Source organism: Peptostreptococcus canis (genome assembly GCF_014229965.1).
In the GTDB taxonomy this organism is placed as follows: domain Bacteria; phylum Bacillota; class Clostridia; order Peptostreptococcales; family Peptostreptococcaceae; genus Peptostreptococcus; species Peptostreptococcus canis.
Window position 1 is genome coordinate 147,587 of record NZ_JABGBW010000003.1, and the last position, 16,816, is coordinate 164,402.

The 16,816-nt window shown below is 30.7% G+C and carries 13 protein-coding genes; 1 reads left to right on the forward strand and 12 read right to left on the reverse strand.

Annotated features, from left to right (window positions below; translation table 11 throughout):
• Positions 1–68: 68 nt before the first annotated feature.
• The 7 genes from HLB29_RS06060 to HLB29_RS06090 all read right to left on the reverse strand — a co-directional run bounded on the left by HLB29_RS06060 (position 69) and on the right by HLB29_RS06090 (position 10,552).
• On the reverse strand, positions 69–1,838 hold the full coding sequence (locus tag HLB29_RS06060; protein ID WP_185624263.1) for a B12-binding domain-containing radical SAM protein: 1,770 nt from the start codon (positions 1,836–1,838) through the stop codon (positions 69–71).
• A gap of 9 nt (positions 1,839–1,847) precedes the next feature.
• The gene (locus HLB29_RS06065) at positions 1,848–2,969 is read right to left on the reverse strand and encodes a hypothetical protein (protein ID WP_185624264.1); all 1,122 of its coding nucleotides are present in this window, start codon (positions 2,967–2,969) and stop codon (positions 1,848–1,850) included.
• A gap of 152 nt (positions 2,970–3,121) precedes the next feature.
• A complete protein-coding gene (locus tag HLB29_RS06070; RefSeq protein ID WP_185624265.1) occupies positions 3,122–4,576 on the reverse strand; it encodes a carbon starvation CstA family protein in 1,455 nt (484 codons plus the stop codon).
• Between the two features lie 384 nt (positions 4,577–4,960).
• Positions 4,961–6,661: an arginine--tRNA ligase gene (gene argS, locus HLB29_RS06075; RefSeq protein ID WP_185624266.1), complete on the reverse strand. Its 1,701-nt coding sequence runs from the start codon at positions 6,659–6,661 to the stop codon at positions 4,961–4,963.
• 105 nt (positions 6,662–6,766) lie between these two features.
• Positions 6,767–7,645: a diacylglycerol/lipid kinase family protein gene (locus tag HLB29_RS06080; RefSeq protein WP_185624267.1), complete on the reverse strand. Its 879-nt coding sequence runs from the start codon at positions 7,643–7,645 to the stop codon at positions 6,767–6,769.
• A gap of 11 nt (positions 7,646–7,656) precedes the next feature.
• A complete protein-coding gene (locus HLB29_RS06085) occupies positions 7,657–8,121 on the reverse strand; it encodes a 2-thiouracil desulfurase family protein (protein WP_185624268.1) in 465 nt (154 codons plus the stop codon).
• Positions 8,122–8,131: 10 nt separating this feature from the next.
• Complete coding sequence (locus tag HLB29_RS06090; RefSeq protein ID WP_185624269.1) at positions 8,132–10,552, reverse strand: endonuclease MutS2; 2,421 nt, start codon at positions 10,550–10,552, stop codon at positions 8,132–8,134.
• 149 nt (positions 10,553–10,701) lie between these two features.
• Here HLB29_RS06090 and HLB29_RS06095 point away from each other — a divergent pair, with 149 nt between their 5' ends.
• Positions 10,702–12,153 carry an aminoacyl-histidine dipeptidase gene (locus HLB29_RS06095; RefSeq protein WP_185624270.1) on the forward strand — a complete coding sequence of 484 codons (1,452 nt, stop codon included), beginning with the start codon at positions 10,702–10,704 and terminating at the stop codon, positions 12,151–12,153.
• 67 nt (positions 12,154–12,220) lie between these two features.
• Here the strand turns inward: HLB29_RS06095 and HLB29_RS06100 are convergent, their stop codons facing one another.
• From HLB29_RS06100 to lepB, 5 genes are all read right to left on the reverse strand, one after another.
• Positions 12,221–13,075, reverse strand: coding sequence for a DegV family protein (locus HLB29_RS06100; protein WP_185624271.1), 855 nt, complete (start codon positions 13,073–13,075; stop codon positions 12,221–12,223).
• Between the two features lie 42 nt (positions 13,076–13,117).
• Positions 13,118–13,588, reverse strand: a complete 471-nt coding sequence (trmL, locus tag HLB29_RS06105; protein ID WP_185624272.1) for a tRNA (uridine(34)/cytosine(34)/5-carboxymethylaminomethyluridine(34)-2'-O)-methyltransferase TrmL — start codon at positions 13,586–13,588, stop codon at positions 13,118–13,120.
• 70 nt (positions 13,589–13,658) lie between these two features.
• Entirely contained in the window at positions 13,659–14,318 is a 660-nt protein-coding gene (nth, locus tag HLB29_RS06110) for an endonuclease III (RefSeq protein WP_185624273.1), read from the reverse strand.
• A gap of 148 nt (positions 14,319–14,466) precedes the next feature.
• Positions 14,467–16,119, reverse strand: coding sequence for a nucleoside kinase (locus HLB29_RS06115; RefSeq protein ID WP_185624274.1), 1,653 nt, complete (start codon positions 16,117–16,119; stop codon positions 14,467–14,469).
• A gap of 88 nt (positions 16,120–16,207) precedes the next feature.
• Positions 16,208–16,813, reverse strand: a complete 606-nt coding sequence (lepB, locus tag HLB29_RS06120; RefSeq protein WP_243155099.1) for a signal peptidase I — start codon at positions 16,811–16,813, stop codon at positions 16,208–16,210.
• Between the last annotated feature and the right edge of the window lie 3 nt (positions 16,814–16,816).

Sequence of the window (16,816 nt, forward strand, 5' to 3'; positions counted from 1 at the left end):
AAAGGTAGTATACTAATACCCTTCAATATTAAAACTATAACATTTTAAATAGCTTTCTAATACTTTATTTAAATTTTTACTTTATAGGTTTTTGATTTTTCAAATATTTTATCTATATCATAATAAAATAATATAGTATTTTGTTTTTTAACCAGTTCCGTATTAATATCGTCTTTTAAATCTATTACATTATATTCAAATTCTTCAAATTGAACATACTTTATCAAATTTTTAGCCGCCTCTCCCACTCTGTTAGAGGTGTATTTTCTTTGATTTTCTTCATTTTTAAGAAATTGATGTCCTCTATTTTTATAATCATATGACTCAATCCTGCTAAAAAAAACCGGTAAAGATGACGTCTTGCCAAGAGAGATATAATCAAATTTTAATATTTCCCTAAATTTATTAATTTCCTCATCATCATTTAATTTCCAAGACACAAATTCTAAAAATATCTCATAAAGCCTATTTTTTCCATTTGACATATCAAAATATCCATTCTTATCGAAAAATCCGGAAAATTCTTCATAAAAAACGAATGGTCTATCATAATATCTATTTATAATATAATCAACTGAAACTTTAAAATTCCCGGAATTATAATATATTTCCAAAATTTCTTCTATATCCTTCAATTTTAGAATCTCATTGAAACTAATATAATTATTGGAAATTATTTCATAAGGAGGATACTCCTTATATATGTAACCATGTTTATCAGATCTATTTCTGATACCGGTACCTTTTATCATTTTCAAGAATCCCAACTGAAGACATTCGGCTTTCAGATTATACACATCATCAAATGATATTCCGAATCTGTTATAGTCTTCATAGGGAAGACCTGCTATCAAATCCAGGTGTTGATGTATATTTTTATAACTACTTACTGTATTTACAACTTTTGTAAGCCTTCCAAAATCATCTGTACGCCCTACTTCTATCAATGTTTTCTCATTAGTAGATTGAACACCAATTTCAAATTGAAATAATCCCGGTTTACAATCTTTTAAAAATTCCAGCATCTCATCATCAATTAAATGTGCAGTAACTTCAAAATGATAGGTAGTATAACCATTATCATTTTCCATAAGAAAACTCATTATATCCTTAGCTATTTCTCTATTTGCATTAAAAGTCCTGTCAATAAATTTTATCTGAGATACACGCACATCAATTAAGTTTTTTAAATCTCTTTTTATTCTCGGTATACTAAAATATCTGAGACCTTTTATGGCAGAAGATAGACAATATTGGCAATTGAAAGGACATCCTCTTGAGGACTCAAAATATACTATTTTGTTTTCATATTCAGTTCTGTCAATATTTTCATAAGGGCTAGGTATTTCATCCAAATTACAAATTAGAGGCATCTCATCATTTACTATTATATTTTTATGATTCCTATAGCAGATTCCTTTTACATCCACCACCGACTTTTTTCCCATGAAATATAAAATTAAATCTCTATAGACAACTTCTCCCTCGCCGTAAAGAATATAGTCTACAAATTTGTATTTTTCAATTGAGTATTCGAAATCATAACTTACTTCAGGCCCGCCTAAACAAATTATTATCTCTTTTTTTATCTTCTTTAAATTTTCACATATTCTTACTATATCTTCTATATTCCAAATATATACCGAAAAAACTATTATATCTACATCCATTTTTACTATATCTTTCATAATAAAATCTATGGAATTATTTATGGTGTATTCTTTTAAAAAAAGTTTATAATATTCTCCTTCTAAATATCTAGAATATTCTCTTATATACCTAATAGCTAAATTAGTATGAATAAATTTAGAATTTAAAGTTGTGAGCAATACTTTCATATCTAACCTCTATTCTATATCCTTATTTCTACCCTTAAAAGTTAATTTATACTTTCCCGTTTTTGTTTTTAAGTCTACTATACAACAATTATCTACTATAAGTTTTGATATCACTTCTGCATTACTAAAAATAGGATCTGATATTTTATCTCCTACATTGAGATTTAAGAATTTTCTAGGTGTAGTTTTTCCATTGTATGACTTTGTTTGAATTTCAAAATTTCTTATTTTTATAATATAATCCGACATGGCTTTTATAAAATTAATTCTCGTCTTTCGAACATCTTCATTTTCCGCTTGTCTGGTTTCTGAAATAGCATTTTCTCTAATCTGCATTAATTCTTTTAGCGTATTTTCAATACTGATTATACCTAAATCTTCTTTATGAATATAGCCTTTTTGAAAATTATTTTTCTTCGCATCATCAGTATAAATATCAGAATTTTGTTTTAAATTATTCAAACCATCACTTGATAATTCTTCAAAAATATATGAACCATCATCTATTGATTTTAAATATAACCTCAAAAAAATATCAAATATCACTATATTAGTTTTTAAATCCATGCCTTTTTCGTAATCGTTTATTAGTTTATGTATGGAATTGATGTACCTTATTTTTTCAACTTGAAATTTAACATTATCTTTTCTGTTATTTGTATATGGATTAAATATTATAATACTTTCCTTTATATTCATAAATAAACTTTCCACATCTAATTCTTCTTTACTTAATAATTTTCTAAATATGAAATCATAGCAGAATAAATCTACTAAATACCTATATTTCTCACTCTCATATCCGTAAAATTTTGTGATTTTATCCACTAAATCGACAGCAATATGTGAATAATTTTCAAAACTCCTATTCACTAATATAAGAGGTAGAAAAAAATTAAGCAAATATATTTTTCTTCTCTCCGAATAATATTTGAAATATATAAACTCATCATATAATCTGTCTATGTTTATTGATATTTCTCTTGTTTTAATATTATTGGAAATAACTTTCGTACAAATTAATATAAGGTATTCTATATCCCTATTTTCACTACCAAAAGACGAAACATATACTTTTTTTATTAAGTTATCAACATTATATTTATGACATTTATTTTTTTCCTTTGACATATCTACACCATTTCCTATTTTTACTTGCTTTTTTTATTTTATCACAAAAACAAAGACCCACCAAATACATTTTGTAATGGTGAGTCAATATTTTACTTATTTTAAACTTATTTATCTAATATATTTTAAGTAATAATCTACTGTACTAACACTTAAGCAGTTAATTTTTCAAGATTATTTAATGCCTTTTTACCAGTATTTACTATTAAAACTGCATAGATAAATGCAAGTACAAGTCCAATAATATTAGCTATATTCTGTGGTAAACCAAATCCAATCTTAGCTCCCAGTAAATATGAACTTATGATAAACATATAAAACATGCCAGGTATTAAACTTATTAAATATGGTTTTTTATTCTTGTATAAATAAAGCGAAATCATTGCAAAAGCAAATACTGCAATTGTCTGGTTCGCCCATGCAAAGTACTGCCATAGAATATTGAATCCCTGAGCATTCATCTTTGCAAAAATTAGTATCGCTATAACTGGTATAAATATGAAAATTGAAAGTATAACTCTATTATGAGCCTTAGACTGATCATATCCTATAGCATCAGCTATCATCAATCTTGCAGCACGTAGAGAAGTATCTCCAGATGTAATAGGAAGTACTATTACACCAAGAACTGCTATAAATCCACCAATTGTTCCTAACATATCATTAGCAACAAGACCTATAACTCCCGGTTTTCCTACCATTTCAGCCGGTACACCTTTGTAATAAATTCCCATTGCTGCAGCAGCCCAAATCATAGCTATAAATCCTTCAAGAATCATCATATCATAGAAAGTACGTCTTCCTTCCCTTTCATCTCCAACAGATCTACCAATTAAAGTAGCCTGAGTTGAATGGAAACCGGATACTATACCACAGGCAACTGTGACAAAGAATACTGGCAATATCGGAACACCAAGTGGATGAACTCCTCTTACATTTGCAAGAGTCAGATTATCTAACTGATATCCTTTTATAAATAACCCGAAGAATATACCCACAGCAGATAGTAATAATATTAATCCAAAGATAGGATATATCCTACCTATAATCTTATCTATCGGGAATAATGTAGCTGCCAAATAATATAAGAAAATACATCCATAAACTATCCATACAATTGGATTATTGACATCCAAAGATTGCTTAAGAATACTTCCGACAATTAAATCTCCCGGAGTATAAATAAAAACAGAACCGACTAATATCATTAAGAATATAACAAATACATTATAAATTTTGTATACTTTTCCTCCCAAATGATCCTTTATCAGAGCCGGCATTTGTTTACCATTACTTCTTATTGAAATCATACCACTAAAATAATCATGCATTGCTCCACCAAGTACACATCCTATTGGAATAAGTATAAATGCTATTGGACCGAATAATATTCCCTGTATAGGTCCTAATATTGGACCTGTACCTGCAATATTTAATAATTCTATTAATGCATTTTTTCTCTTTCTCATAGGCACATAGTCAACACCGTCATTTATACTAATCGCTGGAGTTGGTCTATCATCTGGACCGAAAACTTTTTCCACATACTTACCATATAATAGTCCGCCACCGAAAAGTATTACTAAACCGATTAAAAATGTAATCATAATAATACCTCCTAAATATTTAAATAATTACAATATAAAAGTTAATTGAAAAAATAAAAAACACTGTTGAAAATTACACATTTTATATTGTTCTACTACAGTATATAACTCGGAAATAAAAGTAAGGAGATTTTAATATGAAATTTATGTGAAAAAATATTAACCAAATCTATTAAAAAACCTTTTTTTTAAAAGTTGTATATTTAATGCAAAATATTATTTATTATTATACAATATTCCATATATTAAAAAAAATAAAAAAACTACCATTATTATTGTAAAATAACAACAATAATGGTAGCTATATGCTTATTTATAATGATTTAAAATATATTCTTATTTATTAAGCTAATGCGCTCTACAACCTCATATCTTTGTATTTCACTACATTTTTGTAGGAGAGTTAATACCTAATAATTTAAGGGCATTTTCTATTGTTTGTCTAGTAGCTTCAACAAGAGCCAACCTCGCTAATTTTAAATCTTTGTCATCTACCAAAATAGGTCTATTGTGGTAGAATTTATTGAACGCTTGTGCCAAATCCAAGACAAATCTCGTAACTATATGAGGTTCATTTTTTGTCATGGCCAAAACAATTGATTTATTAAATGTTTCAATAACTTTTAATACTTCCGAAGCATCTTCGTCCGCCAACAAATCATAATTTACATTAGCAGTAACTTCCTCATTTGCCTTTCTTTTCACTGCACAACATCTCGCATGAGTGTATTGTACATATGGTCCTGTTTCGCCCTCAAAACTAAGTGTTCTGTCCCACGAGAACGTATAGTCTTTGATTCTGCTATTGGATAGTTCTTGGAATACAACTGCGCCAACTCCTACCTCTTTAGCTATTTGATCAATATCTCCTGCCTCAGGGTTTTTTTCTATAATTATTTCTTTTGTTTTTTCGATAGCCTGATTAAGAACATCTTCAAGGAAAACTACTCTACCTTTTCTAGTTGACATAGTCCCTTCTTCAAGTGCAACCATACCGAACGGAACATGAATAAGATCTTTATACCAATCGTATCCCATTTTCTTTATCACAGCAAAATACTGTTGAAAATGGAGAATTTGCTGAGATCCTACTACATATATGCATTTCTCGAAATCATAAGTATTCTTTCTATATATCCCAGCAGCCAAATCTCTTGTCAAATATAGAGTTGAACCATCATTTTTCTGAATTAATGCAGGTGGTAAATTTTCATCTTCCAAATCCACAATCATAGTACCTTGAGATTCGACTAAAAGTCCTTTTTTTGTCAATTCTTCAACTACTGCATCCATCTTATCTGAATAAAAACTCTCACCGGCAAATGAATCAAAATCTATTTCAAGTAAATCATATACTCTCTGAAATTCCTTTAGACTCTCATCTCTAAACCACTGCCATAATTCCTTTGCCTCGTGATCACCATGCTCAAGTTTTGTAAACCATGCCCTTGCTTCGTCTTCCATTTCCGGTTTTAGTTCGGCTTCATCATGAAATTTAACATATAATTTTAATAATTCCTTAATTGGATTTTCTTCAACAGCCTCTTTATTTCCCCATAATTTATATGCTACTATAAGTTTACCAAACTGAGTTCCATAGTCCCCTAAATGATTTATTCTCACAGTATCATACCCTTGAGATTCATAAATTTTATGAAGTGCATTCCCTATGACAGTTGTTCTGATATGACCTATATGAAATGGTTTTGCAATGTTAGGAGAAGAGAAATCAACTATTACTTTTTTCCCCTTGCCCATATCACTCTTTCCATATTCACTTTTTTCGCTAAGAACTTGATTTATTACTTTTTTAGCAAGCTGTTCTTTATTCACAAAAAAATTCACATATCCACCCAGATTTATTACTTTTGTTATATCTTCTGTTAGTAACAGATTTTTGGCAATTTCTTCCGCTATCATATTAGGTGATTTCCTAAAAATTTTAGCCAGTTTAAAACATGGAAATGCATAGTCTCCCATCTCTTTGTTTGGCGGTACTTCTATCAATAATTTTATCTCTTCTATAGTCATTTCATCTATCATTTGTTTCAAACATTCTGAAATGACCTCTTTGAAATCTACCATTTATTTATTCCTCCCAAATTCACTTTAATAATTCACATATCGTCCAATATGTTATTATAACTTACTTTCATTGAAAAATCAAACATTTTATAGATGCTATATTATCTAACAGTACACTTCCAAATGATTTTTTAATACCTTTATTTCAACCGGCAAATATTCGCCTTTATCACCATCAACATCCGTTTCTATTCCATCATCCGATGAACTAATTACAATTTTCTTTGCTTTTATAAATTCAATATTATCGTTTTTTTCAATATTTCCTTTTATCATATCGGGTATTATATTTATTTTAGACATTAAATTTGAATCCTTGAGTATCATAACATTTGCATACCCATCTGTATCTTCATTATTATCTACTATCTTAAAATCTCCAAAATAATCTGCAAGCAAAACTACAACATGACTTGCATCACCTTCATACACTCCATTTTCAGTTTCTACCTTTATATGATGTGTCTTGTCTTTTGCTATATTTTTTATAAAAGACCTTGCATAGGCAAATGCTCCAAATTTAGTTTTCTCTTCTATATCAACATTATGTATACCTTCAGCAACCTTACCCAGACTCAGAATATAACTAAAGTATGAAGAATTTGACTTTCCTATGTCAATATGTTTAGTCTTATCAAAATCAAAATAATCTATTGTTTCCTCTATATTCATTGGAAGACCTATGACTCTACCTAATAAATTGACCGTTCCTCCTGGAATAATTCCAAACTTCGGTCTATATTTTTTCTCCGCTAACCCAGCGATCACTTCATTTACGGTTCCATCTCCACCTATCGCAAATACTGAATCGTATTTTTTTTCACAAGCTTCAATAGCGAATTTCGTAGCATCTTTTGCTTTTTCAGTAATTCTTGTATCCACTGTTTCAAAATATGCACCTAATTTTTTTTCAATTTTATCCCTAAAGTCCAGTGCATTTGCGCTGCCTGCCGTGGGATTGATTATAAGCATCGAGTTTTTCATATCTATCACTCCTATTCAATATTATCAAAATTTTCATTTACAACTTTTATATTATTACTTGTTAAAAGAGCTGTGGTAACACCCATTGCCCTTTTTTTGGTTGAATTAAAGCATCCATTATAGATAAAAGTTGAACCACAAGACGGACTCGATTCTTTGAGGATAGCCAGTTTTATTTTATTTTTTATCACTATTTCCAGTGTTTTGTATGCACCCTTTTTAAACTCTTTTGTAACATCATTTCCGTCTTTTGTCACTACTCTGGCATTTCCTTCAATTACATCTATACCTGATTTCCCATATTCTATCTCTGACGGAACTCTTGGAATAGATAGACCTCCCATTACTTCCGGGCAGACCTCTATAATTTCTTTTTCACTAATTGATTTCATTAAATTTTCATTTAAATTATTTTTTCCATTATATTTACAATTCTTTCCCAGTAAACATGCAGACACAAGTATTCTTTCCTTCATATTTAACCACCTATTTTATTTGAACAACTGTGACTCCTGCTCCGCCTTCACCATATTGTCCCTGCCTCATTGATTTCACATGAGGATTTTTCTTTAACCAGTCAGTTATTCCCTTTTTTAAAACCCCTGTTCCTATACCGTGAATTATAGTCACTTCATCATGCCCTGCCATACAGGCATCGTCCAAATACTTTTCCACTTCCATTATGGCCTCTTCAAGTGTCATTCCTCTTAAATCAACCTCTCTTTTTATATTTCCGGATTTAGCCTTAAAAATCTTTCTGGTTGTTTTCGTCACAGTATTTTTTTCTTTTTTTTCAATTCGCTTCAAAGATTTATATGGAAGAGTCATCTTCATTACACCAACCTGTACCACGGCTTCTTTCTTTTTATCATCACATGATACTACAGTTCCCTCCTGTCTAAGTGTAATTATATTTACATCTTCTCCGGCTTTTAAATTTTTGATTTCGGAATCCGAAAATTTTGGTACTACCATACTTTCAACACTTGGTTGTAAATTCCCCATAGATTTGGTAATCTCTTTTCTTATTTCATCTATTCTCTTATCTTTCTCTCTGGACGCCCTTTGATTTTCTATTTCTTTCAATTCTTTTATCAGTTTATCAGTCGATTCTTTCGCTTGTCTGATTATTGAAAAAGCTTCACTTCTGGCATTTTCCATCGCCTTTTCTCTGGATTTTTCAAATTTCTCCATTTTCTTTGAATAATATGACTTTATATTTTCAGCTTCTTTTCTTAGTTCTTCCGCCTTTTTAAGCTCTTCCTCTATCTTCAATCTATTCTTTTCAACACCTTGAAGAACCTCTTCTAATTCGATATCCTCCGTAGTAAGATACTCTCTGGCACGTTCGATTATATCCTCTCGCAATCCCAGTTTTTTTGATATTTCAAAAGCATTTGATTTTCCCGGAACACCTATCAAAAGTCTATATGTAGGCGAAAGACTATCCATATCAAACTCAACTGCAGCATTCTCTACATCGTTTCTTGCCAATGCATATTTCTTTAACTCACTATAATGGGTAGTTGCAATACAGGAAGCACCTGCCAGTCTAATATCTTCTAATATTGCTATTGCAAGAGATGCCCCCTCCTCAGGATCGGTACCGGCACCCAATTCATCAAATATTACCAATGAATCCTCAGTCACATTTTCAACTATATCTACTATTCTGGTCATATGGGATGAAAATGTAGATAGATTTTGTTCAATACTCTGATCATCCCCTATATCCGCAAAAATGTTGTCAAAAATGCACATACTGCTTCCAAAATCAGCCGGAATGTGAAGTCCGCACTGGTTCATAAGTGCAAATATTCCCACCATCTTTATAGTTACCGTTTTACCACCGGTATTCGGTCCCGTAATCAAAAGAGTAGAAAAATCGTATCCTAGTTCAACCGTATTTGGCACAACTGTTTTTTTATCCAAAAGAGGATGCCTACCCCTTACTATTTTAAATTTCTTATCTTTATTTAAATCCGGTTCTATCCCTCTCATTGAAATAGATAATTTACCTTTAGCAAAAATAAAATCCAATTTTGAAAGGATTTCCTGATTATTTATCAATTCTCTACTCACTTCTCCAACCATGGAAGATAACTCTGAAAGAATCCTTTCAATCTCTTCAACTTCAGCCAGCTTCAATTGTCTTAAATCATTATTCATCTCTACAATTGACATAGGCTCTATAAATAAAGTAGCCCCTGATGAGGATTGATCATGAATTATACCTGAAACCATAGACCTGTATTCGGCCTTCACCGGCACTACAAATCTATCACCTCTCATCGAAATAATAGCATCTTGTAGATATTTTTGATATGTTGTAGAAGATATAATCGTATTTAATCTGGATCTTATAGACTGATTCTTTTGGGTAATTCTTCTTCTAATATTTCTAAGTTCAGAAGAAGCATTATCGGATATCTCTATTTCGCTTACTATGGAATTATGTATTTCTTCCTCAATACTTCTGTGTATGTAAAGAGAGCCCGCAAGAGAATTAACTATTGGATATTTTTCAACCCGTTCTTCTTCAACTGAATTTGCAGAGTTTCCAAATGTTTCAACTTTTATATCTCCACTTAAAATATTAAATAATACCCTGGTTGCCCTCATAGTATCCGCTATCTCTATAAGACTTTTTGTATCTAAAGTAGCTCCTATTTCAGCCCTCTTAACTTTATCTACAATATCATAAATCCCCTGTAGTGGCACATGACCTCTTTTTATTAAAATAGACTGAGCTTCTGTAGTTTCTTGAAGTGCATTCCTTACTTCTTCATAATTTGATAAAGGCACTAAATTCTCTATTTTTTCAATGCCCAATTTTGATGATGCTTTTTCTTTTAATAGCTCTATAATTTTGTCTAACTCCAAAACCTTATAATATCTCTTATCCATATTCACAATCCTTTTACCTACAATATTCTAAAATTAATTATATCATATCTTGAAATTTAAATAAATTTATTTATACTTAAAGCAACTATCATGTTATAATTAATATACAGATTACATTTGAAAAATATTATCTCTTTAGGGGGTGTGTTATGAAATATATTACAGAGGGAATTTATCCGGAAAGAGTCTTTAAAAATTTTGAAAATATATCAAGTATTCCAAGAGGCTCCGGTAATGAAAAAGAAATTAGCGATTATATAATGAGTTTCGCTAAATCTCTTGGTCTTGAAACAATTCAGGACGAATACTACAACTTAATAGTAAAAAAAGCTGCTACTAACGGCAATATTGATGGTCCTACCGTTATGTTGCAGGCTCATGTCGATATGGTAACAGAAGCTGTTGATGGTTCACACCATGACTTCACTAGGGATCCTATCGAAATAATAATAGAAGAAAATAAGATGAGGGCTAATAATACCACTCTAGGTGCCGATGATGGAATTGGCGTCGCATATATAATGGCGATACTTGAAAGCAATGACATAATACATCCAAACTTAGAATGTGTATTTACTACAAATGAAGAAATTGGTCTGGTAGGTGTAGGAAAGATGGATTTATCAGGTCTAAAGGCAAATTATGTAATAAACCTCGACTCCGAGGAAGAAGATTTTATACTGGTTGGATCTGCCGGTTCAATAGATACAACCATATCTTTAAAAAAAGAATATAAACCTGCCGTACCTACAAATATTGCACTCGAAATAAATGTAAAAGGATTATTTGGTGGTCATTCAGGTATGGATATAGATAAGCAAAGAGGAAATTCAAATGTAATTATGGGAAGAATACTTAATTCTATCACGCATGAATTTGATCTATTTAATATAAGTGGCGGTTCAAAAAGAAATGTTATCCCTAGAAATTCAGAAGCCGTTTTATCTGTAAATCCTGAACATTTGGAAAACATTGTAAGAGAAATACAAAAAACCACAGCAAAAATACAAAAAGAAATTTATGCCGTTGATCCCGGTCTAAAAGTTGAACTTAGAAGATCTGCACCTGCTGATTTTAAAGTCTATACTGATGACTGTAAAAAAAGAATTATTGGACTTCTTACTTTTATACCAAATGGTGTAATATCTTTTTCAAATAAAATACCCGGCACAGTAGAAACTTCATCAAACTTCGCACTAGTGAGAGAAACGTATAATAAGATAGATTTTACAAGTCTGACTAGAAGTTCTCTACAATCTCAAAAAGAGTATGTAACATCCAAGCTAAAATTACTTGCCAATACTTTTAATGCGGAATTTAACAGTGACTCTGAATATCCTGCCTGGGAACATAATACCAATTCACAATTTGAAGAACTGTCTGTGAAGATTTATGAAAATATATTTGGAAAAAAACCTGGTGTTGTGGTAATGCATTGCGGACTTGAAAGTGGCATATTGTTAAGTAAATTAAATCATAAAGCAGAAGCAATCTCAATAGGTCCAAATACTTTTAATGTACATACTCCGGAAGAATATGTAGAAATAAGCTCCATTGCCAAAATGTGGGATTTCCTAATTGAAATTTTAAAAAATATATAATCGCAATACTAAAAAATCCGCTTTTATCTTTCGATAATCACGGATTTTTTTATATTGCCAATAACTGCTATCTAAAATTTTTATATGCTATAAATCCGGTAGTTCCAGGACCACCATGTGTTCCTATTCCACTTCCAATTTGGAAATATTTTACCTCTTTTGGATTTAATTCTTCCACTATCTTTTCTTCCAGTCTGGCACGCTCCTTCAAATCATCGGTGTACCCTATATATACTGTTTGTTCACTTAAGTCTACAACTCCATTATCTTTTGCTATTTCAACAATTTTTGTAGCTACATTTTTTTTACCTCTTGCATTTGCAACATTATCCACCAAACCATTATTTATAACACAAATAGGTTTTATACTAAGCATCGTACCTATCATCGCCTTGGTACTGGAAATCCTTCCACCTCTATTTAAATATTCCAAATCATCACACGAAAAAGTAACATATACATTATCCTTTATGGATTCTACTTCTTCAACAATTTCATCAATATTTTTTCCTTGTTCTTTTAATTCACAAGCTTTTATGACTAAAAGTGATATACCAAAACAAAGTGAATTTGAATCTATTATCCTTATATCCCTATCATCTAATTCATTTCTTGCAATCATGGCACTTTGAATTGTACCCGTAGCCGATGCAGCTGCAGCTATATAAATAACTTTTCCACCATTTTTTGTGTATTTATCAAATACCTCATAAAAGTCAGCATAGGTAATTTGAGATGTTTTAGGAGTAACTCTATCCTCTCTAATCATTTTATAAAAATCCTCATTAGAAATATCTACTCTATCTTTGTACTGTTTTTCACCTATTATCACGTTAAGTGGAACAAATTCTATATCATATTTATCTATATACTCTTCAGTGATATCTGAAAGACTATCACATACTATTTTTATATTATCCATTTTATTCCTCCAAATTAATACCACTCACATAAATTATGCCCACTATACCATATCTTTATATCCCAATTGCCTAAGAGCCTCATAGGCTACGATTGCCACTGCATTGGAAAGATTCAAACATCTCGCTCCTTCAATTCCCAGCATTGGGATTCTGATACAGTTATCTATATTTTTATCTACCAAGTCTTTTGGAAGACCTTTTGTTTCTTTTCCAAAAACCAGAAAACAACCATCTTCAAACTCAACATCTGAATGAATTTTACTACCTTTTGTTGTCGCAAAAAAGTATTTTGCATCAGGATATTTATTTTGTAATTCCTGAAAACTATCATAATATTGTATATCGGCTATATCCCAATAATCCAGTCCGCATCTTTTCAAATGCTTATCATCAAGCGAAAAACCAAGTGGTCTTACTAAATGCAAAATTGCACCTGTATTTGCACAAGTTCTAATGATATTCCCCGTATTATGTGGTATTTCCGGTTCCACTAAAACTATATTAATAGCCATAATTTCTAAATACTCCTCCTCTATTAAATGTCATTAACAAACATATATGAAAATATAATTCCTCTAATATTTATTCTAATGTCTTTTCAATATCTGTTTTATAATAATTACAATACTCAACGATATTGCAATTATCACATTCCGGATTCCTTGCTTTACACACTCTTCTACCATGAAAAATTATAAGATGATGACTATGTATCCACCTGTCTTTTGGTATGGCTTTCATAAGAGCAAACTCCGTCTTTTCCGGAGTGGACTCCTTTACAATACCTATTCTGTTACTCACCCTAAATACATGTGTATCAACAGCTATAGCCGGAATATTAAAAGCATTGCTCAGTACAACTCCTGCCGTTTTTCTGCCAACCCCCGGCAATGTAACAAGATCATCCAAATTATCAGGCACTTTTCCATTGAATTTATCTACAATTATAGTAGATGTATCCTTTATTTTCTTAGCCTTGCTCTTATAAAGTCCACAAGTTTTAATCTCATTCTCTATTTCTTTAATAGGTAAATTTTTAAAATCCTGAGGAGTATTGTGTTTCTTAAACATCTCTTCTGTGACCATATTTACCCTCACATCCGTACATTGAGCAGATAATATAGTAGCTACCAATAGTTCAAAAGGTGTTTCATGTACTAGTTCACAATGGGCATTTGGATGAATTTCCATTAATTTATCAAGAATTTCAATAGTTTCTTTTTTAGTTTTCTTTCTGGGCATAATTCACCTTCCTTATCAACTACTAAATTAATATATTAAGTATATAATACTACAAAATAAATAGTATAAAAAACCATGTTTAGCAATATGGATATTTATATTTTAATTATTTCCATGCTATAATTAATGACTAGACCATTCTAATTAATTACACTATCCTGCTTCCTCCAATAAATTCTCTGATTATAGATGTAGGTCCTATATCATCAAAATCCTCAATTTTTTCAAAATATTGTAGTATTTTTTTTATTCTCGTAGCCTCCAGATAGTTCTTACTTCCTTCTTCTATCTCCTTTAAAATTTTCATTGCTTCGTTTTTTAAAACGGATAACTCATACACGCTTACTGAATTAAACATAACATCGGCTTGCTCTTGAAAAGGAAAAATATTTTTCTTCTCGCCCCTTCTGACTGAAGGCCATAATTCCAATGTCTTATCAGCATCAAATCCTCTAAAATGGTAGTCTCTTACCATTCTTCTAATTAGCCTTAAGTCAGTTGTAGGTATTCTATTATGATTATCCAAATTTACTTGAGTTATTGCACTTAAATATATTCTGAATTTGGTGCTATCATCTATATCCTCAGTCAAAATAGGATTTAGGGCATGAATTCCTTCTAAAATTATTGGTTGATTATTATCCAGTTTAATTGTTTCACCGGTATAAATCCTGGTTCCGGTTATAAAATCAAACTTAATTTTCTCTATTTCATCTCCGGACAATAAAGAGTTAACATCCCTATTAAAATCGTCGATACAAATTGAATATATCGATTCAAAATCCATATTTCCAAACTCATCTAAAGGTGTATTTTCCCTTTCAACAAAATAATCATCAATAGAAATCGGAATAGGTTCCAAACCATTTACTCTCAATTGAGTTGATAATCTATGGGCAAAACTGGTCTTACCAGATGATGATGGCGCAGCTATAAGAATAACTCTACTTTTATTTTTCACAATTGTATCAGCAATTTCCGCTATTTTCTTTTCATGAAGTGCCTCCACCGTTCTAATCATCTCACCATACTGATTATTTTCTATAATTTTATTCAAATCGACCACATTAAATATACCAAGTGTTTCCGACCATCTTTCTGATTCTCTATATACATCAGATAACTTTGGAAGCTCTTTAAATTCAGTTATAGTTCCTTTCAATCCTTCTTTTGGTCCCATAACGATTAAACCATCTGCCATTTTTTGAACATCAAAATCCTTAATATATCCTGTAGAAGGAAACATATATCCGTAAAAATAATCCAAATACCCATTACACTCATATATTCTGGTTAAATCTTCTTTTCTATATTTAAGAAGTTCTGACTTCTCTTTTCTTCCTATTTTTTCAAAAATCTCTATTGCAAGATCGTTTGGTACATAATTACAAGATATAGGATAATTTGAGTCCACTATTTCTTTCATGGCTTTCTTTATAGCAACTATATCGTCTTGACTCAATTCTCTTTTTATATCAAGTTCACAATATAACCCATCTGATAGGGAATGTTTTATAAAAACTTCACAATTATTAAAAAGCATTTTACTAGCTAATACCAATAATAACGACAAGCCCCTAAAATAAAGTCTCTTTCCATCTTCAGTTGTAGTATCTAAAAAAGTTATTTCAGCATCCCTATACAATTTTCTATTCAAGTCATATAATTTTCCGTTAATTATACCCATACAAATATGACCGGGATATTTATTTTTCACCCTGTCTGCAATTTCTTTCAAACTCACTTTTTCTCTATTAAAACTGAGTTCAATTCCATCAACAATGAATTTTAATTTAGACATAAGTCACCTCCAACTCACTTTCACAAATTATTTCATCAAGCAAGAAATTCAAGGCAAAAACCTTGAACTTCCATCTCTTATAATGTTATTATTTTACAATACCTATATTGCTTACAGGTAACAACCTGACAAATACACTGCCGACTATTCTGCTTTCCGGAACAAATCCAACTTCCGAATATCTGCTGTCCAAGCTTCTCATTCTGTTATCGCCCATACAAAATAGGTATCCTTCCGGAACGACTTTATCTATATCACCGTCTGTATAATTATCTGATGAAATATAACTTTCTTTCAATACAGTATCATTTACAGAAACAACTCCATTTTTTATCTTAATATGATCGCCTCCTACTGCTATGACTCTTTTAACTAAATCTTTTGTATTACTATCATCTTGTAAAACAAAATCCAACATTTTTTTAGTTATACTTTTTTCATCACCAGTATTTGCATCTATTGGCAATGTACTATCAAACACTACAATATTACCACGCTTTACACCTGTATATCTACTAATTCTATTAATTATTAAATAATCATTATTATCTAATGTAGGATACATAGAAAGTCCATCGACTCTTGTAGGTCTGATAAACTGAACTATGATCACCGCCAGAATAATTGCCATAAAAAATAATTTTATAATTTCAACTACTTCGTGCAAAAGTCCCTTCTTTCCTTCCTGACTCAACTC

What these genes read in the sequence shown, in the direction of transcription:
- HLB29_RS06060 (WP_185624263.1), bottom strand. Translation starts at nt 1,838, where the DNA reads ATGAAAGTATTGCTCACAACTTTAAATTCTAAATTTATTCATACTAAT.
- HLB29_RS06065 (WP_185624264.1), bottom strand. Translation starts at nt 2,969, where the DNA reads ATGTCAAAGGAAAAAAATAAATGTCATAAATATAATGTTGATAACTTA.
- HLB29_RS06070 (WP_185624265.1), bottom strand. Translation starts at nt 4,576, where the DNA reads ATGATTACATTTTTAATCGGTTTAGTAATACTTTTCGGTGGCGGACTA.
- argS (WP_185624266.1), bottom strand. Translation starts at nt 6,661, where the DNA reads ATGGTAGATTTCAAAGAGGTCATTTCAGAATGTTTGAAACAAATGATA.
- HLB29_RS06080 (WP_185624267.1), bottom strand. Translation starts at nt 7,645, where the DNA reads ATGAAAAACTCGATGCTTATAATCAATCCCACGGCAGGCAGCGCAAAT.
- HLB29_RS06085 (WP_185624268.1), bottom strand. Translation starts at nt 8,121, where the DNA reads ATGAAGGAAAGAATACTTGTGTCTGCATGTTTACTGGGAAAGAATTGT.
- HLB29_RS06090 (WP_185624269.1), bottom strand. Translation starts at nt 10,552, where the DNA reads ATGGATAAGAGATATTATAAGGTTTTGGAGTTAGACAAAATTATAGAG.
- HLB29_RS06095 (WP_185624270.1), top strand. Translation starts at nt 10,702, where the DNA reads ATGAAATATATTACAGAGGGAATTTATCCGGAAAGAGTCTTTAAAAAT.
- HLB29_RS06100 (WP_185624271.1), bottom strand. Translation starts at nt 13,075, where the DNA reads ATGGATAATATAAAAATAGTATGTGATAGTCTTTCAGATATCACTGAA.
- trmL (WP_185624272.1), bottom strand. Translation starts at nt 13,588, where the DNA reads ATGGCTATTAATATAGTTTTAGTGGAACCGGAAATACCACATAATACG.
- nth (WP_185624273.1), bottom strand. Translation starts at nt 14,318, where the DNA reads ATGCCCAGAAAGAAAACTAAAAAAGAAACTATTGAAATTCTTGATAAA.
- HLB29_RS06115 (WP_185624274.1), bottom strand. Translation starts at nt 16,119, where the DNA reads ATGTCTAAATTAAAATTCATTGTTGATGGAATTGAACTCAGTTTTAAT.